The sequence below is a fragment of the Herbaspirillum sp. GW103 genome (genome assembly GCF_000261365.1).
In the GTDB taxonomy this organism is placed as follows: Bacteria; Pseudomonadota; Gammaproteobacteria; order Burkholderiales; family Burkholderiaceae_D; genus Herbaspirillum.
In genome coordinates this window covers 861096-883880 of record NZ_AJVC01000006.1, presented here as the reverse complement: position 1 = coordinate 883880, position 22785 = coordinate 861096, and the positions used below count along the sequence as shown (strand labels likewise).

Below are 22785 nucleotides of genomic sequence, written 5' to 3'. Positions count from 1 at the left end.
ATGACAGCACCACGCACTCCCCAAATTAGCGAGGCAGAAAGCCTGACCATCGAAGCAGGACGCGCCGATGCGCACTATTGGCGCGACCTTTGGCGCTTCCGGGAACTTCTTACCTTCCTGGCATGGCGCGACATCCTTGTGCGCTACAAGCAAACCGTCATCGGAGTTGCTTGGGGTCTGATCCGTCCATTATTGACCATGCTGGTATTCACGGTCATTTTCGGCACGCTGGCCAACCTTCCATCCCACGGAGTCCCTTACCCCGTGTTAGTTTTTTCGGCACTCCTCCCTTGGCAATTCTTTGCCAATGCGCTCTCTGATAGTAGCAATTCCTTGCTTAGCAATGCAGGGATGATTTCAAAAGTTTACTTCCCACGCCTGATAGTTCCGGCCAGCGCTATCGTAGTCAGCTTGGTGGACTTTGCCATTACCTTCGTTTTACTGCTAGCGGTGATGCTCTGGTATGGCATCTATCCTGACTGGCGCATGCTCACACTACCGGTGTTCATCCTGCTGGCATTGGCTACTTCCTTGGGAGCAGGTTTGTGGTTCGCTGCGCTCAACACCAAATTTAGGGATTTCCGCTACATAGTGCCCTTCGTGGTGCAGTTCGGGTTATATGTTTCTCCCGTAGGATTCAGCAGCGAAATAGTGCCCGAGAAATGGCGACTGCTCTATTCGCTCAACCCCATGGTCGCGGTAATCGATGGCTTCCGCTGGGCAGTCATCGGCGGTTCGGCCCAAATCTACTGGCCCGGCTTCCTCACTTCAGTACTCTTCATTAGCGTACTGCTCTTCAGCGGGATCATGTATTTCCGCAAAACTGAAAAAACCTTTGCGGACGTCATCTGACATGCCAGCGATCAAGATCGAAAACCTCAGCAAAAGATACGTGTTGCAACACGAAACTGCGGAAAAATATGTAGCCCTGCGTGACGTCATCGCTGGCGGCGCTCGAAAGCTGATTCGAGGACTTCGCCATCCACTTGGTGGAGGACATGGAGCAGATGCGGAGAGCGAGGAATTCTGGGCACTGAGCAACGTGTCACTGGAAATACCCCAGGGTGAACGAATTGGGATCATCGGTCGAAATGGCGCGGGAAAGTCGACTCTCCTGAAGATCCTTTCGCGTATCACCGAGCCGACCCGCGGCAGAGTGACCCTGAACGGGAGAGTAGCGAGCTTGCTCGAAGTCGGAACTGGCTTCCACCCTGAATTAACCGGTCGCGAGAATATCTTCCTCAATGGAGCAATTCTTGGAATGAGCAAGGCAGAGATCCGCAGCAAGTTTGACGCCATCGTCGATTTCGCTGAAGTCGAGCGCTTCCTGGACACGCCGGTGAAACGCTACTCTTCCGGTATGTATGTGCGTCTGGCTTTTTCGGTCGCTGCTCATCTGGAGTCGGACATATTGATCGTTGATGAAGTATTGGCAGTCGGTGATGCTGGCTTCCAAAAAAAATGTATGGGCAAGATGGAATCGGTCGCCAATGACGGACGCACGATCCTGTTCGTTAGTCACAACATGGGGGCCATCAGCGAACTGTGCACAAGCGCAGCTCTGCTGCATAAGGGCCAATTGCTTATGCAGGGCGCAGTGCCGCAGGTGATCGAGCAATACTCCCGTCTGACTCTTAACGATCAGGAAACCGGGGTGCAATTCGCAGATGACGAGCGAAAACCCAGTTCTATCCTGTCGGTGAATATACGTAATGCACGCGGCGAAAACAGCAACTCCTTCGACATCGCCGACGAGATCGTCATTGAGGTCACCTATCGTGTCAAGCAGGCAGCTGCCGGACTGCAACTCACCGTAACGCTGTCGCGAAACATGGTCGATGTCCTGCATTCCTTTGACACGGACGACGACGACGTTCTGCCCTTGCGCGAGGAAGGCCTCTATCTGGCGACGTATCGAATACCCGGAATGACGCTGAAGGCTGGCTCCTACTCAGCGTCGACATCGCTCGGTACGCCCGAAAAATTGATCCAGAATATGGAGCATGTACTTTCATTCGACATCGAAGAATGGTCGATCAATACGACTTCCAAGAGCTATCGTCGTGAACGCCCTGGTCTTGTTATTTCCCCCGGAAAATGGATCACTTCCTCCGTCGAGGCCGCATAGACAATGAAATCTCCGGATGAACGAATGACGCCCGCCCGTCCCCGCTTGCTGAGCGGGTTTAAAGAGCGAACTACGCGACGTCAACGGCGAGCAAAGATCCTTTCCAAATTACGATGCTTATTGGCCCCCCTTCGCTATATCTGGAGAAAGTTGAAGTGAATGATCTGACCAAGTCGTGGAACTCGTTCTCGGATGAGATCGCTAAGAAATATCTGAAAACGTTTGGACATCCTTCAACTTCCTCCAAGGAATTGTTGGTGGACGTACTGGAAGAGTTAACACGAGGTACCCGGCCACCTTCGCTTATCGAATTGGGATGTGGAAATGCTCAGATTGCCGAGTATTTTGTTGAGCGGGAGTTCGAATGCTCTTACACCGGAATCGATTTCTCTGAAGTCCTTCTCGGCGCCGCCAGGCAAGCAGTGCCAGGCGGCACATTTATTCAGGACGACGTAAACACTTTGACAAAGGTTTCCGGCAGGTACGATATCGCTCTCTACTCTCATGTGCTGGAGCTACTCACCTCACCAGAGGAATCCCTCGCTGCGGCGAAGCGGCTTGCCGATAAGATCGTGATCAGGTTCTATGAACCTCCTGAGTTTGACATTGACTCTGTCGAGCTTCGCTGGATGGATGTCGGACAGAAGGAACAAGTACCATTCATCCGAAGAAAGATGTCGCGTGACTACTATCGCCTCATTCTCGCCAGGATAGGCTGCAAGAATGTTGATATCTACCGGGACACTACCAAGGATCAAGTACACGTCCTGACGTTTTGATGGTTTAGTTCATTTTTATCAGTTTAAGAATACCTTATTAAAGCCCCTATGGCGTGCATTGTTAAACTCCCGTCCGAGCAATCTGTAGGTGTTCTCTCGTTCACTACCCAAGAACGGGATCGCCTTATCCTTGCTGATGAAGCGCTACGCAACTCCATCATGTCGCTGAAGGGACGCTGGCTCATTGGTCTGCATCACAACTGGCACGATTATCAATTCAAATACGATCCATTGTTTGATTTCAGTATGGCTGGCGAGGAGGATCTGCGGGAAATCAACGGCCAGCACGTTCCATTGGTAGCGATGGACGCATGCAACTTTGTGCCCAATTGCTTCGCACCAGGCCAGTCAGAAAAATTCTGGGATATTTTGTACGTCGCCCGCGCAGTTCAATTCAAACGTATTCCTGAATTTTTCCAGTGCATTCGCGCCTTGTATGATCAGGGCCACAAATACCGGGTGTTATTTATCTGCCCAATCCCACCCTATGCACGGAAAGAAAGAAAGACCGTTTTCTACGACATCAGAAACGTCTACGACAACATGTTTTCCGACTCAGAGCAGAGCTTGTTCACTCTGCTCACGATTGACTACCGCTACCCCTTTCCCTTTGATTTGCCGACCTTAAGCCATTTTTACCGGTCCTCCCGATTATTCGTTCATACCGCTGACGACGAACGTAGGTGTCGTGTAGCGGCTTACGCGTGGGCAAGCGGCAATCCCGTGGTCGGGATGGATTGCGTAGCAGGGCTATTGCCGGAAGCAGCGAGAACAGCCCCATATTTCTACTCCGTAAAAAGTTATCAGGAGTTTCCGGAGCGGATTATCACCGCGATATCTGACATCTCCGCTAAAAAGCATTGGGATCAGACCCTGATGAATCAGCTCTTCGCCGAAGAACAATCTGTAGATACTTTTCATAAGTCGATTGCGCGCATCGCTGAGTCGAAGAATCTGCCATATGACATGAGCAGGATTTCGCGCAAGAATCTGAGTATCCGATTGGGGAGACATCATCTGGGTGAAGACGGCCCAAACAGTCTGGGCTCGACACTCACGGAGTTTATTCAATTCATCACGGATAGAGCGGTCGATGAAATCGAACAATACATCCACCTCCCAGATCCGGAGCGAGCGCTCCCTCGTGCAAAAAATACGGCGAAGAAAAATGTCTTCGGAATATTTGCTAAGCGTTGACAGTGTGCAATATAACCCATCTCAATTCTTGTACGAGAGCATAAGTGCGCGAACATAAACTTGCTTTTTCTCCCCTTTTCCACAAACTGAACATCAAGATCAATTACTTGGATGTCGGAGCACGTGGAGACGTTGCTGCTCCCTGGTCGCTCTTTGCAGAAGGCACTTTGAATGTGATTGGATTCGAGCCTGATCCAATTGAATGCCAACGCCTGCAGCGTATCTATCCGGCGAGGACCTACTATCCGCATGCCTTGTGGGCAAGCAGAGAAGAACGCACTTTCTACCTTTACGACTGGGAATCAACTTCGTCGATGTACCCGCCCAATCTCACTGCCAACGAGCAATATGCGGAGCGCCATTGGACCGGACGAAAACCCAAAAAAGAATTTAATGTTCAGTGCGTGGCGCTGGACGATGTTCTGGAGTCCAAAGATACACCTGACTTCATCAAACTTGATACGCAAGGTTCGGAAGCTGCAATTCTCAGCGGAGCTCAAAATGTTCTGCGAGACCATCATCCGCTCATATTGGCAGAGACATGGTGCACAGAAGTATATAAGGGAGCCCCGCTCTCTCATGAAATCATGCGATTGCTCAACGAGCACGGCTATGAAGTTTTTGACCTGAATGTAGCAGCAGCGTGGTCGCATCGTTCGGCTTATTTGAGTGAAATCAACTCTAAGTCGCGCACGGTGGGTTTTGATCTCTTGTTCATCAAGAGATCCGATCAACTACGATTCCAAGACCATTTAACCTTGCTTAAGTTTGTGGCCCTTTGCGAGCTATTCGGGTTCCGCGACTATGCTCTGCTTACCTTGGAACGCAGTTCGTTCAGCTCTCATCCGGACATTCACGAGGCGATTGAAATACTTACCTCCAATTCCCGATGGGAACTGTCGTGGCGACGGAAGGTATCCGTCACGCTGAAAAGACTCTTGCGGACACCCACAGCGCTATGGCCGCAATTGCATTGATATCCTATTGATTGCGGCGGCCTGACCTCTAAAACTTTTTTACCAAATATAGATCATGCTCGACCGCCTGACATCATCTTTCAGAAAACTCGCAAACGTTAGAAAAACCGGGCTTATCGCTCGTTGCGCGACTCGTCTCGACTATCGAGCCAACAGGGCTGAGCTAAACAAGAAGCTACATGAGAGAAGTATCAAAAACGACGATATCTCGATAGTTGAAAAATTGGAGAAAGTGGGAATTGTAATAATCCCTGACTTCTGGACATCGGAAAAATGCGATCAAGCCCGGCTAGAAATAGATCGTCTTATTGTCGAGTATCCGGTGTATGTCAACAAGAATGCTAAAGCCGACCAGCGTATTTATGGCGCCAATAACGCCTCAGCGCTCATCGACAGCTTTGGCAGCGATCCTCGACTGGGATCCATCGCAACAGAATTCAATCGCTCGGACACCATCAATGCCTTTACTTTGGCGGCCCGCATGCCTGCATCGTCAGGCAATCTCGGTTCTGGGGAGGGATGGCATAGAGATGCGTTCTTCCGGCAATTTAAGGCAATCATGTACCTCTCCGACGTAGGCCTTGAGAATGGTCCGTTCCAATTGCTAGAGCATTCTCAACAGCCAGGTCAGATTATCAAGGACATGAAGCGCGCAAATCTTGCATACATGCAATACCGCGTCGAAGAGCAGCAGATCGCCCGACTGGTAAGGCAGGATCCCCAAAGATTGCGCACCTTCACGGCAAAGGCTGGCACATTGATCCTGGTGGACACAAGTACTCTGCACCGCGGCATGCCCATTCAAACTGGCACCCGCTATGCTTTAACCAACTACTACTTCCCGATCGACGCGGTCGATCACAGTATGTACGAAAAATTCGACGTACTACCCAAAGCATGATCTACAGCAACGAAATCAGCGACGCACTCGACAAATTCCACAGCTATATTGCCCGCAATATAGCTGCCTGCAAGGATCACCCCGCTGCCAAGGTATCTGCCTTCTGGTCTGAACACTTTGCAGACCGCACAAATTTCCCGGATGTGCGTGACTTCTTGGTGTTCCGTCGTGGCGATTACGTCTATGGCATCGGCGATACCGTGCCTGGCTCACCAGAGCGCAAGCAACAGGAGTTCGCCATGACCTTGCGCAGCATTGGCCTGTTCACGCCCGCTGCACACCTGCAAGCACTGCGAGAACCTATCGTTGGGTCACCGCTTGTCTATACCCTTGGCGAAAATCAGCTTAGCACCAGCTACCTTCTCAACGCAGGTACCTCATGGCGAGTTACCGAACTGCTGCGTCAGCACGGTTTAAGCGACCGCCCTCTTCGCATCTGTGAAATCGGCGCAGGCTGGGGCGCCTGTGCAAGTCAGTTGCATCAGGTATGCGAAGTCGACAGCTATACCATAGTCGACCTGCCAGAAAACCTCTGTCTTTCCAGCACTTATCTGACTACAACGATGCCTGGGCGACAGTCGACTTTCATAGAATGCGACTCTGCATCTGGAGCACAAGGAAAGCTGAACTTCGCGCTTCCTCCTGCAATTGATTATCTGGACGGCCCGTTTGATGTCATCATCAACACGATGAGCTTCCAGGAGATGGACCGCGAAACCGTGGACACCTATTTTGCCTGGGCTGGACGAACCTTGGCACCCGATGGACTGCTCATCTCATTCAATGCACACGACAAGGCAGGCATACTGCGTCCGTCCGATTACCTAAGGAAGGACCTTGAAATCTGCCATCTCATGCCCTTCCGCAAGGTACCGGCCGGATATTTCAACACCATTCCTTATGAGTCGGTATTTCGCCGCACCAATACGGACACGGACGCCCATCAGCTCATCTCTAGCGCAGTTGACGCTCTGGGTGAGATGGTGCAGCTTGGTCTGGATGGTGATCTTGCTCCGCTGTCCAGAAGGGCATTGGTCGAACGCGAGCAAGCCGCGTTGATTCTATTGACCAGGATCCGTGATTTTTTCTACGCTCCGGATGAAAAAGTGAGACAGACCGCCCTGGCGAGGCTACTGCAAGAAAGCCCATGCGCACTGACACTCTTCCTGGGCGGCAACTACTGGTTCGCGCAAGGTTGCTTCGAACTGGCCTGTAAACTCCTCGAAGGCAGTCTGGAGCAAGGCCTGCAAGATTTTGCCGCGACACGCGCACGTGTCATGCTGGCTTGTCAGCAAAACAAAATGTCGGACGCAAAGTTTGTGGAGACCCTGGCGGGCCGAGCCGGAGGCTTGGACGAAGACATTTCTCGGATCGTCTCTGCAAGAGATATCTCGGCACTTCAGAATCATATTGCCCGTATATACGACTGCCCGGTCACCACACCCGTCCGATCGGCAGGGCTGGTAGGTAGTGTATTCGCCCGCCTGCGTGGATCATTGTTAAATAACTGAACTTCTCATGACTGATATCCAGGATCATCGAATCGTTGCCATCATTCCTGCGCGTGGCGGATCAAAGGGCATCCCCAAAAAGAATATTCATATGCTTGCCGGCAAGCCATTGATCACCCATACGATTGAGCAGGCATTACATTCTGAGCTGGTGTCTTTAGTGGTGGTATCAACGGATGACGAACGTATTGCAGAAATCAGCCGCATGGCTGGTGCACAGGTAATCCATCGACCGGTCGATCTGAGCAACGACACGGCTTCCTCTGAGTCTGCGCTGGTGCACGCTATCAAGCAATTGGCTAATGATCACGATATTTCGCCGGAACTTGTGGTTTTTCTACAGTGCACGTCACCACTTCGGCACCCCCACGATATAGATCGTGCGATCCGGACATTGCGAGAGAAGGGGGCAGATTCGTTACTGTCGGTCTCACCGAGCCATCGCTTTCTGTGGGAGGAACACAATGGCGAGGCGCGTTCGTTGAACTACGACTACCGCCAACGACCGCGTCGCCAGGATATGGCGCCACAGTTTGCCGAAAACGGATCGATCTACGTATTTCGTCCTGAGCAGTTGCTCGCGAGCGGCAATCGTTTGTCCGGCAAAATTGCACTGTACAAGATGGACGAGGATGCTGCCCTGGACATCGATTCACTCGTTGACATGCAGATCGCCGAGGCACTTTTGGCGGGGCGCCGAGGCTTGAAATGACTGTTGAGACCAGATCACCGGAGAGCCTGTGCAGTCTCAAGGAGCGCAGACTGTTAATCGTCGGCAGCGGCTTCATTGCCACACACCTTGCAAATGCCGCCCATGCGAAGTGGGGCTGGCAGGTGCAAATGATTTACCGAAACCACCGTCCAGCAGTTCCAGAAGGAATTAGGCTACATCAGCTGCCCTCGGACGTTACCACCCTCTCCAGTCTGGTCACCGCGGTTGCGCCGACTGACATCATCATTGCCCTCGGGTCTTCATTTGTTCCCGAAATCAATCGCGATCTCGGCGAAGCAATGCGACAGCATCTGGATGGTCCACTGATGGTCATGGATGCGATTTCACGCTTGCCAGTAAGGTTAGCTGGTCATGTCCTGATAATCGGTTCGGCCTCAGAATACGGTCAGTTCCCTGAACATCCGGTAGATGAGTCGTTCCCAACCAATCCTCAGGATCATTACGGACACCTGAAATTGACCTTGCATGAGCTAGGTCTGTACTATCATCGCCACCATGGCGTTCCCGTTGTACACGTTCGTCAGTTCAACGTAACCGGTACACGGCAAGATAGCAGATTCGTGCTGCCTTCCATCTGCAGGCAGATCGTCGAAGGAGCTCGACAAGGACGCAAAGAATTCTCAATCGTGGCAGGCAATACCACTGTCAGTCGCGACTTCTTGGCCATAGATGATCTCTGTAGAGCCTACCAGACATTGCTACTGCATGGACAAGCTGGCCAAGTCTATAACGTATGCTCGGGCCAGGCCCATCGCATCAGTGAACTTATCGACCTAGGCGGCAAGCTGGTAGGCGCACGTGTAGAGGTAAAGGTCAGTGAGCACTTGCTGCGCGAAAACGACAAAGTACAATCCATCATTTGCGGCAACCCGGCACGCCTTCAGGCGTTGGGCTGGTCACCCAAGACCAGCATGCGAGATCTGCTTGCAAGCATGATCGCACACTACAATTCCCAGGCTTGAGCCTGGCCTTCTAAAAGATCAACGAGGTTTATTCATGTCCCGCATCGCATCACTTGGTAGCGACGGCCTGTACGTTATTGCCGAAATAGGTATTAATCACAATGGTTCATTGGATGAAGCAATCTATCTAATGCGACAGGCAGCCGAAGCAGGCGCCGATGCCGTCAAATTCCAGAAACGCGCCCTATCCGAAATTTATGTCCAATCCTTGCTGGATGATCCGAACAGTGCCGAGTGGTCGTTCCAGTATCTGATCCCACAATTGCAAGTACTTGAACTGAGCGAGGAGGACTTCGCTGCGCTCAGAGAGGAAGCCAGACGATTGGACGTCGAATTCATTGTCACCCCCTTTGACCAGGTGTCCGCAGACTTCGTGGCGACGCTTGAATTGGATGCAGTCAAATTCGCATCCGCCGATTTGACGAACTGGCCACTAATTTCCCACACGCTTGGCAAGCTGCATTGCCCCGCCATATTCAGCACAGGGATGTGGGACGATGCGACGATTCGCAAATCTGCCGACTTCATCAGGGAGAATTTCAACAATCGATATGCGATGTTGCTGTGTCAGTCCACTTATCCTGCACCGCCAGAGTCCCTCAATCTTCGCTATATCAATTCGCTCTCAAAGATGGCGCCAATGGTCGGATATTCCGGTCACGAGCTTGGCGTACAGGCATCTCTGCTAGCCCACGCGCTGGGCGCCACCATCATTGAGAAGCACATCACCCGCGACATCCATCAGCTGGGACCGGACCATAAGGCCTCGTTGACGCCAGCTCAGTTCTCAGAACTCGTGCGACAGCTGCATCTGACCCGCACAATGCTGGGAAATAACCAAAAGGTCATCACGCAAGCGGAACACCTGAATCGCGAAGTATTCGCCAAGTCGCTGGTTGCCAAACGAGACCTTGCCGTTGGCGAAACCCTCAAGCTTGAAGATCTCAAATTCATGAGCCCGGGCAAAGGCATCACACCTGATCGGCTTTCTGAATATCTGGGCAAGACTCTGACGAGGGAGAAGAAAGCCAGCGACTATATTACCGAACACGATTTTCGTGAATCAATAATGGTGAGTGACTGGCCGAGCTTCACCTTCTCCAAAGACTGGGGTGTCAAGTGTCGCTTCCATGACTTTGAAATTTATAAGCAGCTCAAGACACCGGTCATTGAGTTCCACTGCTCCGATCGTGATGTCATCGACGAAGTAAAAGCCCATAGTGAGCATTCCGAACTTATCATTCACGCCCCCGAAATTATCGGCCGGGACCTCTTCGACTTGTGCTCGGACAACCCTGACGTCATTCGCAAATCCGTCGATATTCTGGAGCGAACGCTTGTCCGTACACGAGAACTCGCCCCCGGTTTCCGCCAGACAGCCAAACCTAAGGTGGTCTTGCATGTGGGTGGTATGAGCCTGCTGGACGGCAATTACGATTGCGGTGCGCTCACAGCCAAGTCGGAAAAGATCCTGCGCGATCTCGATCTTTCCGGAGTCGAATTGCTCCCGGAAAATCTCCCGCCTCGTCCCTGGTATCTTGGCGGCCAATGGCATCAATACGGCTACATGCGCCCCGAGGATATGGCTGCGTACTGCAAATCGCTATCGCTAGGCATGACCTTTGACATTTGCCATGCACAGCTTTACTGCAAGTACGCGGGTATCAGCCTGGTGGACTATGCCAAGATCGTGATGCCCTATATTCGTCATGTCCACATATCGGATGCACACGGCATTGATGGGGAAGGTGTACAGATCGGCGAAGGAGAATTGGACTTCGACGCACTCTTCCGGCATCTTGAAAAATTACAATTCAGCTGGGTACCCGAGATCTGGAGTGGTCATGTCAACCACGGTGCCGGAACTCACCATGCGCTCTGTTGCCTTGAGAAATACGGTCACTCTCACGGGCTGTGACTCCCAGGCAGCCAAGATGAGTATCGACTTCGGGCATGACGGATTTGACTATACGCGCGATCTGTGTGATGCCATTGAACGCTATACGAACGCCGCTCTCAGCCAGTCACCGAAAGGATTTCATTATCGGGGACTGGACCTTTTACCGGCCATACAGCGTCTTCTCTATATTCACTGCATCAACTCCGTAGCCCTGTTTGAGCGCTATCGTAACCGGCCAAGCTCTCGGTCGCAATTGCAACTGAACACGCTGGACGACCTGGTTGCACCGTTCTTAGTCGACGCGCCAGCCATTCCGCGTGGCACCCGCCCCTCCCATATGTTTCATGTGGTGGCCCGCAGGATTTACGGCCTCGTGCGCGAGCGCCTGCAGAGACGTGTTGAACGCGCCAAGGAGGTCACTCGCAATCAAATCTTGTTTCATATCGGCAATCAAAAATTTGTACGGTATCTGAGCGCCATAACGAATGAACTGACTGACCATTCCTATGCGTTCTTGACCACCGGTAACGCATGCCTGGCAGAACAACTGCAGCAGCAGGGCAGACCTAGCATTCATTGGCCGGACCGGGGTGCGACTTTTCAATCTGTGACAGCAGCTCGGAAACTCGCTCCGTTCGAGCCATTGGTGCATGAAGCGGATCGACTGATCGAGGCAATTCACCGCCTCCAGCCCGCGTGTGTTGTCGTTGTAGAGGGAAATGCTCCCGCAGACGCGCTGATGGCAGAGGTTTGCAGAAAGCTTGGGGTGCCTTGCTACTGCATTCAGCAGGGCTGGTCGCCCTACATCCATACGGGATTTCGGAATATGCGTTTTACCGAAATGTTGGTGTGGGGGCCGTTATTTGCGGACATGTTGCGTCCCTTCAATCCGGGTCAACAATTCAGGATTACCGGAAGCCACATCCTGGCCCGTAGCGCTGCCTCTTCGGATGCAGGAAATCTCTTCAGCTTCTTCCTGCAGGCGCCATGTGCTTTACTCGGGCATACGGAATTTGAGGCATTTGTGACCCTCGCGGAAGACATCGCGGCTCTTTTCCCCAGCGCACAATTTGTGGTCCGTGAACACCCAGGTTATCCCTTGCAGGCAGAACGAAAACGCACCTTCAACCAACTGAACAATGTGCGCTTCTCGGATCCGGCACATGAATCGCTGTCGGATCTGATCAGTAGATCGGCCCTCGTGATCAGCGTATTTTCTACCGTGTTGCTGGAAGCTCTTGCACTCGATGTGCCATCCCTGATTTGCAGTATCGGTGCAATGAAGCGCTATCAACCCGAAATTGCGGCGGAGGGCGCCGCACTCGAAGTATCCAGCATTGATGAAGCCAGAGAGGCCCTGTCGAAATTGATCAGTACACCAAATCTGCTGGATGAAATGAAGCAGCGTATCCCAGCAGTGAAAGGCAAGTTCTTTTCTCCGGGAACGGCAGCGCAAACCATTTCTTCCATCCTGGAATCGACCATATCTGGCACCGCAGATAGACAACCAGGATCATTCTGACTTTATTCACCCGAATGAACATACTTAACCGGTTTTATTTTTCCCTCAGGCGCTGGCTGGCACACAGAAATGGAGCCACCCTGCAGCCACGAGTAACGTTTTATGGTGCAGCCCAGATCATCCGGCATCCTGGTAGCGTCATCAGCATTGGGGCTGATGCCGTCATCTGTTCTGACTCACGCTTTACCGCGTTAGCGCTGGATCACCCTGTCAAACTCTCTACAACGCGAGCCGATGCGCATCTTAGTATTGGGGCAGATGGTGGTATGAGCGGGGCATGTATCGTCTGCGCGAAACGCATTGAAATCGGAAATCAAGTCCTACTCGGTGCAAACGTACTCATTGTCGACACCGATTTTCATCCTCTGGCTCCGGAGAACCGGCGTCATAGTGATGAACTCGATAAGATCGGTACAGCGCCAGTAGTCATCGGTGATAACGTCTTTGTCGGTACTCGAGCCATCGTGCTCAAGGGAGTTGTCATTGGGAAGGACAGCGTGGTAGCTGCTGGTGCAGTGGTGACCGCCGGGACCTATCCCGATGGCGCAATTTTGGGTGGAAATCCAGCGCGCATCATTGGAAGTGTCTATCAAGTATGACCATTCATGTATTAATGCCAGTATTCAACCGCCTCGATATGACGAAAGCCATGTTGAGTTGTCTGCTGGCACAGAGAACAGATGAACCCCTGCATATTGTCGTGATCGACGACGGTTCCACCGACGGCACCGCCGAATTTCTGCGTAACCAGCCTCACGTCGAACGCCTGGAAGGCGACGGTTCCCTCTGGTGGGGCGGGGCCATTGATCTTGGAATCAAGGCTATCCAGAATCGGAGTGCGCCTGAGGACTGGGTATTATTCGTCAACAACGACACGCATATCGAGCCAGACTTTGTCCAGACCTTGCTTGATACGGCAAGGAACAACCCTCAGTCGGCAGTGGGCAGTACGGTGCGTAACGTCGAACGTCCCCACGAACTGCTATCGGTGGGCGCGGTAATCAATCCCTGGCGTTTCAAGGTCCAGGACGCCATGGCAATACGGCCCATAGCGGAGCTGGAGCGAGGTGACAGCGTGGAAGTCGATGCCTTGAGTGGCAGAGGCGTATTGTTCCCCTTGCGAGCCGTTACAGAGGTCAGAGGAATGCGTCCGCGACGACTACCCCACTATCTGGCTGACTATGAGCTGTCCCTGCGTATTCACAGAGCCGGATGGAAACTGCTGGTGAGTATGCAGGCTCCGGTTTACTCCTCCAACGAATTTGGAAATAGCTTCAAAGGCAAGAGTCTTCGCGAAGTACTGTTTTCGGTACGGTCGCCAAGCTATGTGCCGGCCAATCTAAGTTTCTGGTGGAGCGCTAGCAATCTTGTTCAAAAAATGACTCTGCCGGCGCGAGTGCTGGCCTATTTTATGGGACTGGCCATAAAGAAATAAAATGAAAATCACGATTCTAGACACATACTACCCCGCATTCCTCACAAACCATTACCTAAACGTTCCTGAGACGGGTAAGCAGAGCTATTCCCAGCAAATGATCCAATTGCTGGATCAATGCTTCGGCACATCAGATTTTTATTCGCGTCATCTCAACGCACTTGGCTGGGAAGCACAAGACCTCATTGTCAATTGCCTGCCGCTTCAGGAAACATGGGCCAGGGAAAATGGCATCCGCTTCAGTTCGGTGGCTCTGCGTGTCCGGCCGCGTTTCTTCCGTCTCCCCCTGCTGGGACGCTGGCTAGCCTCCCTGCCTGGTCTTGTAGAAATAGCCACCGCGCAGATCATACGCAACAAACCGGACGTTCTCTATTGCCAAGATCTTAGCTTCTTGCCCCCGTCCGCCATGGCGAAGCTGCGACCGCATGTCGGCATGATCGTAGGACAGATCGCCTGCCCCTTGCCTCCATCAGCGTTTCTGCAGAGTTACGACCTGATCCTGACATCTTTCCCCCACTTCGTACCCCGCCTGCGGGACATGGGCATTGCATCGGAATACTTCCGAATAGGATTCGATACACGCATCTTGGAAAAGTTGGGCAAGGTCGACAAGAACGTGGATGCAAGTTTCGTAGGTGGCATCAGCCGCCATCACGGGAAAGCGGTACCGGTACTTGAGTACTTGGCAGAGAAGACACCTATCGAGTTCTTTGGATATGGCTCCGACAGCCTGCCTCCAAATTCGCCCATCCGTCGCAAGCACCATGGTGAGGTCTGGGGTCTAGATATGTATCGTTCACTTGCTCGCAGCAAAATTACGCTCAATCGCCATATCAATGTTGCGGAAAATAATGCGAACAACATGCGTTTATATGAGGCGACAGGTGTCGGCGCGCTCCTCTTGACGGATCGCAAAGACAATCTGGGCGAGTTGTTCGATGTCGGCCGTGAAGTGGTCGCCTACTCTACTCAGGAGGAAGCGGCGGAACTGATCACTTACTTCCTCGCGCATCCGGAGGAAGCCGCTGCCATTGCTGCCGCAGGGCAACGACGGACCCTCTCGGAGCACACCTATGAACAGCGCATGAAGGAACTCGCTCCCATCCTACAGCGCCATTACAGGAGAAAGAGATGAAGCAGGCCTTACTAGCGCTGTTGTCACGCTTTCCCAAGCTGAAGCGTGCGCTGAGTCGGCTACGCAGCCGTTACGCAAATAGCGGATCTGTGTCGCATGGGTATCGACCCATCCCCAAATCGAATATTCACCAGGAAAGCGCCCGCCTGCGTTCTTCGTGGCAATCACAAGATCTGCCCGCCCGCCAGCGAAAGCTGGTCAACCAGCAACTAGCTGACTATACACGGGGGGTTGCAATCGATGTCTTCGATGTTCTTGTTGGCGCCTTGCGTACCATCAATCCTGCAGGCCGTCCTATGACTCTGCTGGAAGTCGGCTGCGCCAGCGGTTTTTACGGCGAGGTATTGAAGATCAAGCAGATGCCGGTGATTTACAGCGGCTGCGACTATTCACCTGCCTTCATCGAGCTCGGCAAGCGTTATTATCCTGAGATGCCTCTCTATGTTGAGGACGCCACGCAGATGAGTTTCAAGGATGCGAGTTTTGATGTTGTCGTCTCCGGCTGCTGCTTGCTGCATATTCCGGGATTTGAACAGGCCGTCGCGGAAACAGCGCGAACTTGCCGGGAATACGCCATATTCCATCGCACCCCTGTCCACACAAACCGCCCACATCGGTATTTTCAGAAACAGGCTTATGGAGTCGAGACCGTAGAAATCCATTTCAACGAAGAAGATCTGCTGCATCTATTCCTGCAGTATGGACTGGAATGTCTCCACACCTATACATTGTCGCAGGAGTCCGACCCCGATGACCCCTCGGTGATTCATTACACCCGTACCTATGTCTGCCGTAAAATCGCCCATGCCATCATCTAATACCCGCTACTTCTGCACCCTCTTCGACAGCGGCTACTTGATCAAGGGACTGTCCATGCTGCGCAGTGTGCACAGGCATTGTGACAATGTCAGGATCTTCGTACTCTGCATGGATGGCGAGGCGCAACGTATCCTGGAAAAGCTGCAGCTCCCTTATGTCACCTGCATACCGCTAGCGGACGTCGAGACGGATGAGTTGCTGAAGGTCAAGCCTGATCGCGGAGTGGCTGAGTATTGCTGGACTCTATCCCCATGTCTGCCTTGGTATTTGCTGCAAACCTATCCACAGATCGACTTCATTACTTATCTCGATGCTGACCTGTTGTTTTATTCTTCGCTACAACCGCTATTCGAAGAAATAGCCGACGCCTCTATCGCCATCATAGAGCATCGATTCAGCCCACGCCTTCAGGACCGCATCGTTAACGGACGATTCTGCGTCGAATGGGTCAGTTTCCGGCGAGACGACCAGGGTATGTCCTGCCTGTCACGATGGCGAGAACAGTGCATAGAATGGTGTTACTACCGCCTTGAAGAAGGTCGCATGGGTGACCAAAAGTATCTGGACCCTTGGCCTGAACTCTACAGCGGCTGCCACATCATCATGCACCCGGGGGCTGGCATCGCTCCCTGGAATTATTCGCAATATCAATTCGCATGCGATAGCGAAGGTAACATCATGGTGGACGGCACGCCTCTGCTGTTTTATCACTTCCATCAGTTCCAGCTGCTTGACGACGGGAGTTTTGATCGTCTCTCGACGTTCTACACTGCAGAGCGTCCTGAACCAGGTCAAGTCTACGAGAGATATGAGGCCGATCTGAAACTGCGGATTGCCGAGGTTCGTGCAGTGGCGCCCGGATTCAGAGGCGGATTCAAAAGAATCGGCAAAGTACGGGGACGCCGTTGGGTGCAACGTTTCGCACCGCGCTGGCTCAAGGATCTTGCGCGCAAAGTCATCCGTTATTGATGCCCTCAAGTCCCAGCACATGAACACCCCTAAGTCACTCAGGATTTCGGTCATCACCGTTTGCTACAACAGCGCATCCACCCTCGAAAAGGCCTTGCGATCGGTGGCAGATCAAAGCTGGCCATTGATCGAACACATCGTCATTGATGGAGGATCCACTGATGGCACCCTGCAAATCATCGAGAAATTCGGCCCGCATCTGGCCAAGATCATCAGCGAGCCAGACCAGGGTATCTATGACGCGATGAACAAAGGGCTGGCACATGCGAGCGGCGATATCATCTGTTTCCTGAATGCCGATGATCATTACGCATGGCCAGGCGCACTTGCAGAGGTCGCGCAACAGATGCAGGAGCACCACCTAGAAGCCCTGCTCGGCGATGTGGCATTCTTTCATGCTGACAATCCGGAACGCATCGTGCGTCGCTATCGCTCGGACCGTTTTCATCCAGCACGCCTGGCCTGGGGCTGGCAGCCCGCGCATCCCGCTCTATTCTTGCGCCGCTCCGTCATAGAGCGCGTTGGACGGTTCAAGACCAGCTATCGGATCGCAGGGGATTTCGAATTCATCTTGCGCGCCTTTCATGACACAGACCTGCGCTATCGCCACTTTTCCACAATATTCGTGCGCATGCAGACTGGAGGCGCCAGCACCGGCGGTATTAAGTCGAAGATCCGCCTCAACCGGGAAGTGCTACGAGCTTGCCGCGAAAACGGGCTGCGCACCAACATGCTCAAGATCCTTTCCAAATATCCTCTCAAGCTGCTCGAACTTGTCATCCGTTGACAAGGCAGCGGACATTGGCCCGAATCCTTCACCTCTTCTCGACATAAGAACTTCATGATCCTAGTCACTGGCGGCGCCGGCTTCATCGGTAGCAACTTCGTACTCGACTGGCTCGCTACTTGCGATGAACCGGTCGTCAATCTCGACCTGCTTACCTATGCAGGCAATCTCGCCAACCTGGCCTCGCTCAAGGGGGATGCACGACATCTATTCGTGCATGGCGATATCGCCGATGCAAAGTTGTTGAAGCGCCTGCTGGAGCAGCACCGGCCCCGCGCAGTGGTCCACTTTGCAGCCGAATCGCATGTGGACCGTAGCATTCATGGTCCCGAAGCCTTCGTGCAGACAAACGTGGTCGGCACCCAGCGCCTTCTGGAGGCCGTGAAGCAATACTGGCAGGCACTGGACGGGGTGGCGGCCTCAGCGTTCCGATTCCTGCACGTTTCCACCGACGAAGTCTACGGATCGCTGGAGAAGAGTGCTCCAGCCTTTACTGAAACCCATCCGTACGAGCCCAATAGTCCGTATTCAGCAAGCAAAGCCGCGAGCGACCACCTGGTCCGCGCTTACCACCATACCTACGGTCTGCCTACACTGACCACCAATTGCTCCAACAACTACGGTCCCTACCACTTCCCGGAGAAACTGATCCCGCTGTGCATACACAATGCACTCAAAGGGAAGCCCCTTCCCATCTACGGTGACGGCCAGCAGATCCGCGATTGGCTCTACGTGAGCGACCATTGCAGTGCGATTCGCCGGGTACTGGAAGCCGGCACCACCGGGCAAACCTACAACGTAGGCGGCTGGAATGAGAAGGCGAACCTGGATGTGGTACGGACGCTGTGTGCGACGCTAGATGAACTGCAACCACGTGCCGATGGGCAAGCCTATTCGAGACAGATTACCTTTGTGAGCGACCGCCCTGGGCATGATCGTCGCTACGCCATCGACGCCGGCAAACTTGAGCGCGAACTCGGATGGCGACCGGCAGAGACCTTCGAAACCGGAATCAGAAAAACGGTACGCTGGTATCTTGACCATGCGGACTGGGTAGAAAATGTAACCAGTGGCACCTACCGCACGTGGATTGATCAGCAATACGGAAAATAACCATGACCCAAGTACGCAAAGGCATCATCCTCGCAGGTGGTAGTGGCACACGCCTGTACCCGATGACCAAATCGGTCTCTAAGCAGCTCATGCCGGTCTACGACAAGCCGATGATCTACTATCCGCTGAGCACCCTCATGCTGGGCGGTATCCGGGATGTGCTCATCATCTCCACACCTCAGGACACACCGCGTTTCGAGGATCTGCTGGGTGATGGTAGTCAATGGGGCCTGAATCTGCGTTACGCTGTGCAAGATTCGCCGGATGGACTGGCGCAAGCCTTCCTGATTGGCAAGGACTTCATCGACGGGGATCCTAGTACTCTGATCCTGGGTGACAACATCTTCTTCGGAAACGAACTTACTCAGATGCTCAAGCGTGCCCGCGATAGCGTCGATCGCGCCAGTGTGTTCGCCTACCACGTTCAGGATCCTCAACGTTACGGCGTCGTCGAATTCGATAAACAGCAGCGCGCCCTCAGCATTGAGGAGAAGCCGACGGTCCCCAAGAGCAACTATGCCGTCACGGGGCTTTACTTCTATGACAAGCAGGTGTGCGATGTGGCAGCCTCCATACGTCCCTCTGCTCGTGGTGAACTCGAAATCACTGATATCAACAAGTTCTACCTCGAACATCAACTGCTCGACGTCGAGATACTGGGACGCGGTTATGCCTGGCTGGATACCGGCACCCACAGCAGCATGCTTGATGCCGCTAATTTCGTGGCCTCGGTACAGCAACGCCAGGGACTGATGGTGTGCTGCCCGGAGGAAATTGCCTTCCTCAATCGCTGGATTGATCGCGAACATATCCTGAAACTGGCGGCCCCTCTGGTCAAGACTGATTACGGTCGATACCTGATGCGCCTCGTTCAATAAAATGATGAACAGCCACGCTCGTTCGGATTCGCGTGTCTACGTCATCGGTGACCTGCAGGGATGCAATACGCCGCTGCAGCGCTTGCTGGCCAATATTCCGGAAGAAAACCAGCAGCAGCTCATCTTCGCCGGCGACCTCATCAACCGCGGCCCCCAATCCCTGCAAACCCTGCGCACCGTGATGCAGATGGGCGAGCGCGCCCGGGCTGTTCTGGGCAATCACGACCTGCACCTGCTGGCCGTGGCCTGCGGTATCCGACCCGCGCATCGCGACGATACCCTGGATGACATCCTCAATGCCCCCGACCGCCAAGAGCTCATCGACTGGCTGCGCCACCGGCCCCTGGCCATCCACCAACAGGGCCACCTGATCGTCCACGCCGGCGTGCTGCCGCAATGGGATCTGCACCAGGCCCTGGCCCTGGCCAACGAAGTGGAAACCATGCTGCGCAGCGACCAGTGGATGGTCTTCCTGCGTCACATGTACGGCAACCAGCCCGAACGCTGGTCCGATGAGCTCGTCGGCCACGACCGCCTGCGCTGCATCATCAATGCCTTCACCCGCCTGCGCTTCTGCCAGGCGGACGGGACCATGGATTTTTCGGTGAAGGAAGGTGCGGCAGCAGCGCCGGACGGCTTGATGCCCTGGTTCGAGGTGCCGGGACGACGTACCGAGGACGTGACCGTGGTCTTCGGGCACTGGTCCACGTTGGGACTACTGATGCGCCCCAACCTGATCGCTCTCGATACAGGCTGCGTCTGGGGCGGACAACTCAGTGCGGTGCGACTTGAGGATCGGGCGCTGTTCCAGGTGCCGTGCCCGCAGGCACGCCGGCCGGGCTGAGCGACTCCAGAGAATAGCCCAAACCCGTGGCAATGACTTCACGTGCCGTGCGCGCAAGGTCGCGCCGATGCGCACCCTCGGTGCTGATGAGCGGCAATTGCTTCAGTTCGGCCCTCATGCCGCGCGCCTTGAGGATGGTGACGATGCTCTCGGCAATGGACATCTCGCCGATGAAGTCAGCCGCACCATGCAGCTTGCCCCCGGCATCCACATACCGCAGCGCGTACGGCTGCACCGGTGCTCTCGCATCGATGGCAGCCTCGAACAGGTTCGCGTGGAAGGGCAAGAGCGTCCCTTGTGCCGCCGTCGTGCCTTCAGGAAAGAAGGCCACGTGTTCATCCTTTTCGATACTCTCGACCAGACCTTTGAAAATGCGCCGCACATCGCTGGCCTTGCCGCGCGAGATGAAGATGGTCCCGGTCTTGGCGCACAGCCAGCCGATGAGCGGCCAGCCGCGAATTTCCGACTTGGCCACGAAGCGACAAGGCTGCAGCGAATTGACCACGAAGATATCGAGCCAGCTCACGTGATTGGATACCAGCAGCGAACGCGGGATAGGCAACGGGCTGTCGATACGCACCTCGATACCGCAGATGCGCAACAGCTTGCGTGACCAGCGCCGGATATGCGCCTCCCGGCCCTTCTCGGAAGTGAACGGGAACAGGAAGGCGCACACCGCCATGCCCTTGAAGAGATGTGCGATCAGGCGCAGCAGACGAAAAACGAACATGGCGTAGTCGGATCGTGATCAGGTCGAGGTCGACGAAAAAACCGCTTAATCGAAAATCAAGAACGCACTTGCCCGAAGACAAGCATCGATCAAGTGAAAATCAAACGTCACAATATCAACGCTCGAAGGCAATGTGCCCCGACACGATGGTCGCCTTGACCACGCCAGGCAACTCGTAGCCCAGGAACGGGGTGTGCTTGCCCTGGCTGGCCAGGGCGGAACCCTGTACCTTCCACAGGATGTTCGGATCGAACAGGCAGAGGTCGGCCACGCTGCCCACGGCCAGATTGCCGGCCTTCAGGCCCGCCACCTTGGCGGCGCGGTGGGTGACCTTGGAGATGGCCTTGGACAGCACTTCCTTGCCCTCGCCTTCTGTCTCCAGCGCCCACTTCAGCGACAGCGACAGCAGCAGCTCCAGGCCGGTGGCGCCCGGCGAGGCTTCGCCGAAGGGCAGCAGCTTCTCGTCGTCATCGACCGGGGTGTGGTCGGAGCAGACGGCATCGATGGTGCCATCCAGCAAGGCGGTACGAATCGCTTCACGGTCGCGCTGCGAGCGCAGTGGCGGCGTCATGCGGGCGTTGGAATCGAAGAAGCCGATGTCGAGGTCGCACAGATGGATATGGTGTACGCCCACGTCGCAGGTCACCGGCAGTCCTTCGCTCTTGGCCTGGCGCACCAGCTCCAGCCCCGCCGCCGAGGACATGCGGCAGAGGTGAACACGGGCGCCGGTGGCGCGCATCAGTTCAAAGAGGGTGTAGAGCGCAATCGTTTCCGACATCACCGGCACCCCCGACAAGCCCAGGCGCGAGGCGGCCGGACCGCTGTGGGCGATACCCGAGCGCCCCAGGTGCGGGTCCTGCGGACGCAGCCAGACGGTGTAGTTGAAGGTCTTGGCATACTGCAGCGCCGAGAGCAGCACCGTGGTATCGGTGATGGGCTCTTCGGCTTGCGAGAAGCCGATGCAGCCGGCGTCGGTCAGCTCGGCCATTTCGGTCAGCGCCTTTCCTTTCAGGCCGGCGGTGAGCGCGCCCAGCGGATAGACGTGCGCCTGGTTCAGCGAACGGGCGCGGTGCTTGAGCATTTCCACCAGGCCGGGTTCGTCCAGCACCGGATCGGTATCGGGCGGACAGACCAGGCTGGTCACGCCGCCCTGGATGGCGGCCTGCATCTCGGACTCCAGCGTGGCCTTGTACTCGTAGCCGGGCTCGCGCAGGCGCGCCGACAGGTCCACCAGGCCGGGGGCCACGATCAGGCCGGTGGCGTCGATGGTCTTGTTGGCCACGAAGTCGGCCGGGGCCTGGCCCACACCGACGATCTTGCCGGCGGCCACATACACATCCTGCTGGGCATCGATGCCGTTGGCCGGGTCGATCAGGCGGCCGTTCTTGATATGCAGTTTCATCAGTTCTTGTCTTCTTAACGGATCGTTCAAAACGTCGCGGGGATAGTCGTCGTCAGCCTGGGA

Annotated in this window: 22 protein-coding genes; 20 read left to right on the top strand and 2 right to left on the bottom strand. The window is 54.4% G+C overall.

The genetic code is table 11. The annotated features are described in order from the left end of the window. The 20 genes from GWL_RS22600 (at window position 1) to GWL_RS22500 (ending at window position 20590) form a co-directional block, all read left to right on the top strand. The gene (locus GWL_RS22600; RefSeq protein WP_034351648.1) at window positions 1–852 is read left to right on the top strand and encodes an ABC transporter permease; all 852 of its coding nucleotides are present in this window, start codon (window positions 1–3) and stop codon (window positions 850–852) included. 1 nt (window position 853) lies between these two features. After that, the gene (locus GWL_RS22595) at window positions 854–2128 is read left to right on the top strand and encodes an ABC transporter ATP-binding protein (protein ID WP_008334888.1); all 1275 of its coding nucleotides are present in this window, start codon (window positions 854–856) and stop codon (window positions 2126–2128) included. A 155-nt stretch (window positions 2129–2283) separates the two neighbouring features. Next, window positions 2284–2907 carry a bifunctional 2-polyprenyl-6-hydroxyphenol methylase/3-demethylubiquinol 3-O-methyltransferase UbiG gene (locus tag GWL_RS22590; RefSeq protein WP_157174312.1) on the top strand — a complete coding sequence of 208 codons (624 nt, stop codon included), beginning with the start codon at window positions 2284–2286 and terminating at the stop codon, window positions 2905–2907. Between the two features lie 159 nt (window positions 2908–3066). Next, complete coding sequence (locus GWL_RS22585) at window positions 3067–4104, top strand: hypothetical protein (RefSeq protein ID WP_157174311.1); 1038 nt, start codon at window positions 3067–3069, stop codon at window positions 4102–4104. A gap of 44 nt (window positions 4105–4148) precedes the next feature. Next, window positions 4149–5081 (top strand): FkbM family methyltransferase, encoded by a 933-nt coding sequence (locus GWL_RS23185; protein ID WP_081486116.1) that lies wholly within the window; start codon window positions 4149–4151, stop codon window positions 5079–5081. Window positions 5082–5136: 55 nt separating this feature from the next. Beyond that, a complete protein-coding gene (locus GWL_RS22570) occupies window positions 5137–5982 on the top strand; it encodes a phytanoyl-CoA dioxygenase family protein (protein WP_034351641.1) in 846 nt (281 codons plus the stop codon). After that, window positions 5979–7493, top strand: coding sequence for a putative sugar O-methyltransferase (locus GWL_RS22565; protein ID WP_008334879.1), 1515 nt, complete (start codon window positions 5979–5981; stop codon window positions 7491–7493). Before GWL_RS22570 ends, GWL_RS22565 begins: the two co-directional genes overlap by 4 nt. A 7-nt stretch (window positions 7494–7500) precedes the next feature. Further along, the gene (locus tag GWL_RS22560; RefSeq protein ID WP_034351640.1) at window positions 7501–8205 is read left to right on the top strand and encodes a cytidylyltransferase domain-containing protein; all 705 of its coding nucleotides are present in this window, start codon (window positions 7501–7503) and stop codon (window positions 8203–8205) included. After that, window positions 8202–9188, top strand: coding sequence for an NAD(P)-dependent oxidoreductase (locus tag GWL_RS22555; protein ID WP_034351638.1), 987 nt, complete (start codon window positions 8202–8204; stop codon window positions 9186–9188). Before GWL_RS22560 ends, GWL_RS22555 begins: the two co-directional genes overlap by 4 nt. A 34-nt stretch (window positions 9189–9222) precedes the next feature. Next, complete coding sequence (locus tag GWL_RS22550) at window positions 9223–11106, top strand: N-acetylneuraminate synthase family protein (protein ID WP_008334876.1); 1884 nt, start codon at window positions 9223–9225, stop codon at window positions 11104–11106. Further along, window positions 11033–12610: a hypothetical protein gene (locus GWL_RS22545; RefSeq protein WP_157174310.1), complete on the top strand. Its 1578-nt coding sequence runs from the start codon at window positions 11033–11035 to the stop codon at window positions 12608–12610. The genes GWL_RS22550 and GWL_RS22545 overlap by 74 nt, the downstream gene beginning before the upstream one ends. 14 nt (window positions 12611–12624) lie before the next feature. Beyond that, window positions 12625–13209, top strand: coding sequence for a DapH/DapD/GlmU-related protein (locus GWL_RS23180; RefSeq protein WP_081486115.1), 585 nt, complete (start codon window positions 12625–12627; stop codon window positions 13207–13209). Continuing rightward, on the top strand, window positions 13206–14045 hold the full coding sequence (locus GWL_RS22535; RefSeq protein WP_034351633.1) for a glycosyltransferase family 2 protein: 840 nt from the start codon (window positions 13206–13208) through the stop codon (window positions 14043–14045). The genes GWL_RS23180 and GWL_RS22535 overlap by 4 nt, the downstream gene beginning before the upstream one ends. A 1-nt stretch (window position 14046) precedes the next feature. Continuing rightward, the gene (locus GWL_RS22530) at window positions 14047–15180 is read left to right on the top strand and encodes a glycosyltransferase (protein WP_034351632.1); all 1134 of its coding nucleotides are present in this window, start codon (window positions 14047–14049) and stop codon (window positions 15178–15180) included. Continuing rightward, window positions 15177–15998 carry a class I SAM-dependent methyltransferase gene (locus GWL_RS22525; RefSeq protein WP_034351630.1) on the top strand — a complete coding sequence of 274 codons (822 nt, stop codon included), beginning with the start codon at window positions 15177–15179 and terminating at the stop codon, window positions 15996–15998. The genes GWL_RS22530 and GWL_RS22525 overlap by 4 nt, the downstream gene beginning before the upstream one ends. Further along, window positions 15985–16968 carry a glycosyltransferase gene (locus GWL_RS22520; protein WP_034351629.1) on the top strand — a complete coding sequence of 328 codons (984 nt, stop codon included), beginning with the start codon at window positions 15985–15987 and terminating at the stop codon, window positions 16966–16968. The genes GWL_RS22525 and GWL_RS22520 overlap by 14 nt, the downstream gene beginning before the upstream one ends. 19 nt (window positions 16969–16987) lie before the next feature. Further along, complete coding sequence (locus GWL_RS22515) at window positions 16988–17755, top strand: glycosyltransferase family 2 protein (RefSeq protein WP_034351628.1); 768 nt, start codon at window positions 16988–16990, stop codon at window positions 17753–17755. Window positions 17756–17809: 54 nt separating this feature from the next. Beyond that, window positions 17810–18868, top strand: coding sequence for a dTDP-glucose 4,6-dehydratase (gene rfbB, locus GWL_RS22510; RefSeq protein ID WP_008334868.1), 1059 nt, complete (start codon window positions 17810–17812; stop codon window positions 18866–18868). Window positions 18869–18870: 2 nt separating this feature from the next. Continuing rightward, window positions 18871–19746 (top strand): glucose-1-phosphate thymidylyltransferase RfbA, encoded by an 876-nt coding sequence (rfbA, locus tag GWL_RS22505; protein ID WP_008334867.1) that lies wholly within the window; start codon window positions 18871–18873, stop codon window positions 19744–19746. A gap of 4 nt (window positions 19747–19750) precedes the next feature. Continuing rightward, the gene (locus GWL_RS22500) at window positions 19751–20590 is read left to right on the top strand and encodes a symmetrical bis(5'-nucleosyl)-tetraphosphatase (protein WP_034351785.1); all 840 of its coding nucleotides are present in this window, start codon (window positions 19751–19753) and stop codon (window positions 20588–20590) included. On the opposite strand, the gene GWL_RS22495 is transcribed toward GWL_RS22500, so the two are convergent. Together GWL_RS22495 and GWL_RS22490 are read right to left on the bottom strand one after the other, a co-directional pair. After that, complete coding sequence (locus GWL_RS22495; RefSeq protein ID WP_008334864.1) at window positions 20520–21320, bottom strand: 1-acyl-sn-glycerol-3-phosphate acyltransferase; 801 nt, start codon at window positions 21318–21320, stop codon at window positions 20520–20522. The two genes, GWL_RS22500 and GWL_RS22495, sit on opposite strands and share 71 nt — an antisense overlap. 115 nt (window positions 21321–21435) lie before the next feature. Further along, the gene (locus GWL_RS22490; protein ID WP_008334863.1) at window positions 21436–22722 is read right to left on the bottom strand and encodes a dihydroorotase; all 1287 of its coding nucleotides are present in this window, start codon (window positions 22720–22722) and stop codon (window positions 21436–21438) included. Window positions 22723–22785: the final 63 nt, after the last annotated feature.

What these genes read in the sequence shown, in the direction of transcription:
- GWL_RS22500 (WP_034351785.1), top strand. Translation starts at nt 19,751, where the DNA reads ATGAACAGCCACGCTCGTTCGGATTCGCGTGTCTACGTCATCGGTGAC.
- GWL_RS22585 (WP_157174311.1), top strand. Translation starts at nt 3,067, where the DNA reads ATGTCGCTGAAGGGACGCTGGCTCATTGGTCTGCATCACAACTGGCAC.
- GWL_RS22565 (WP_008334879.1), top strand. Translation starts at nt 5,979, where the DNA reads ATGATCTACAGCAACGAAATCAGCGACGCACTCGACAAATTCCACAGC.
- GWL_RS22535 (WP_034351633.1), top strand. Translation starts at nt 13,206, where the DNA reads ATGACCATTCATGTATTAATGCCAGTATTCAACCGCCTCGATATGACG.
- GWL_RS22515 (WP_034351628.1), top strand. Translation starts at nt 16,988, where the DNA reads ATGAACACCCCTAAGTCACTCAGGATTTCGGTCATCACCGTTTGCTAC.
- GWL_RS22595 (WP_008334888.1), top strand. Translation starts at nt 854, where the DNA reads ATGCCAGCGATCAAGATCGAAAACCTCAGCAAAAGATACGTGTTGCAA.
- GWL_RS22525 (WP_034351630.1), top strand. Translation starts at nt 15,177, where the DNA reads ATGAAGCAGGCCTTACTAGCGCTGTTGTCACGCTTTCCCAAGCTGAAG.
- GWL_RS22560 (WP_034351640.1), top strand. Translation starts at nt 7,501, where the DNA reads ATGACTGATATCCAGGATCATCGAATCGTTGCCATCATTCCTGCGCGT.
- GWL_RS22555 (WP_034351638.1), top strand. Translation starts at nt 8,202, where the DNA reads ATGACTGTTGAGACCAGATCACCGGAGAGCCTGTGCAGTCTCAAGGAG.
- GWL_RS22495 (WP_008334864.1), bottom strand. Translation starts at nt 21,320, where the DNA reads ATGTTCGTTTTTCGTCTGCTGCGCCTGATCGCACATCTCTTCAAGGGC.
- GWL_RS22545 (WP_157174310.1), top strand. Translation starts at nt 11,033, where the DNA reads ATGTCAACCACGGTGCCGGAACTCACCATGCGCTCTGTTGCCTTGAGA.
- rfbB (WP_008334868.1), top strand. Translation starts at nt 17,810, where the DNA reads ATGATCCTAGTCACTGGCGGCGCCGGCTTCATCGGTAGCAACTTCGTA.
- GWL_RS22530 (WP_034351632.1), top strand. Translation starts at nt 14,047, where the DNA reads ATGAAAATCACGATTCTAGACACATACTACCCCGCATTCCTCACAAAC.
- GWL_RS22550 (WP_008334876.1), top strand. Translation starts at nt 9,223, where the DNA reads ATGTCCCGCATCGCATCACTTGGTAGCGACGGCCTGTACGTTATTGCC.
- GWL_RS22600 (WP_034351648.1), top strand. Translation starts at nt 1, where the DNA reads ATGACAGCACCACGCACTCCCCAAATTAGCGAGGCAGAAAGCCTGACC.
- GWL_RS22490 (WP_008334863.1), bottom strand. Translation starts at nt 22,722, where the DNA reads ATGAAACTGCATATCAAGAACGGCCGCCTGATCGACCCGGCCAACGGC.
- GWL_RS23180 (WP_081486115.1), top strand. Translation starts at nt 12,625, where the DNA reads ATGAACATACTTAACCGGTTTTATTTTTCCCTCAGGCGCTGGCTGGCA.
- GWL_RS22520 (WP_034351629.1), top strand. Translation starts at nt 15,985, where the DNA reads ATGCCATCATCTAATACCCGCTACTTCTGCACCCTCTTCGACAGCGGC.
- rfbA (WP_008334867.1), top strand. Translation starts at nt 18,871, where the DNA reads ATGACCCAAGTACGCAAAGGCATCATCCTCGCAGGTGGTAGTGGCACA.
- GWL_RS22570 (WP_034351641.1), top strand. Translation starts at nt 5,137, where the DNA reads ATGCTCGACCGCCTGACATCATCTTTCAGAAAACTCGCAAACGTTAGA.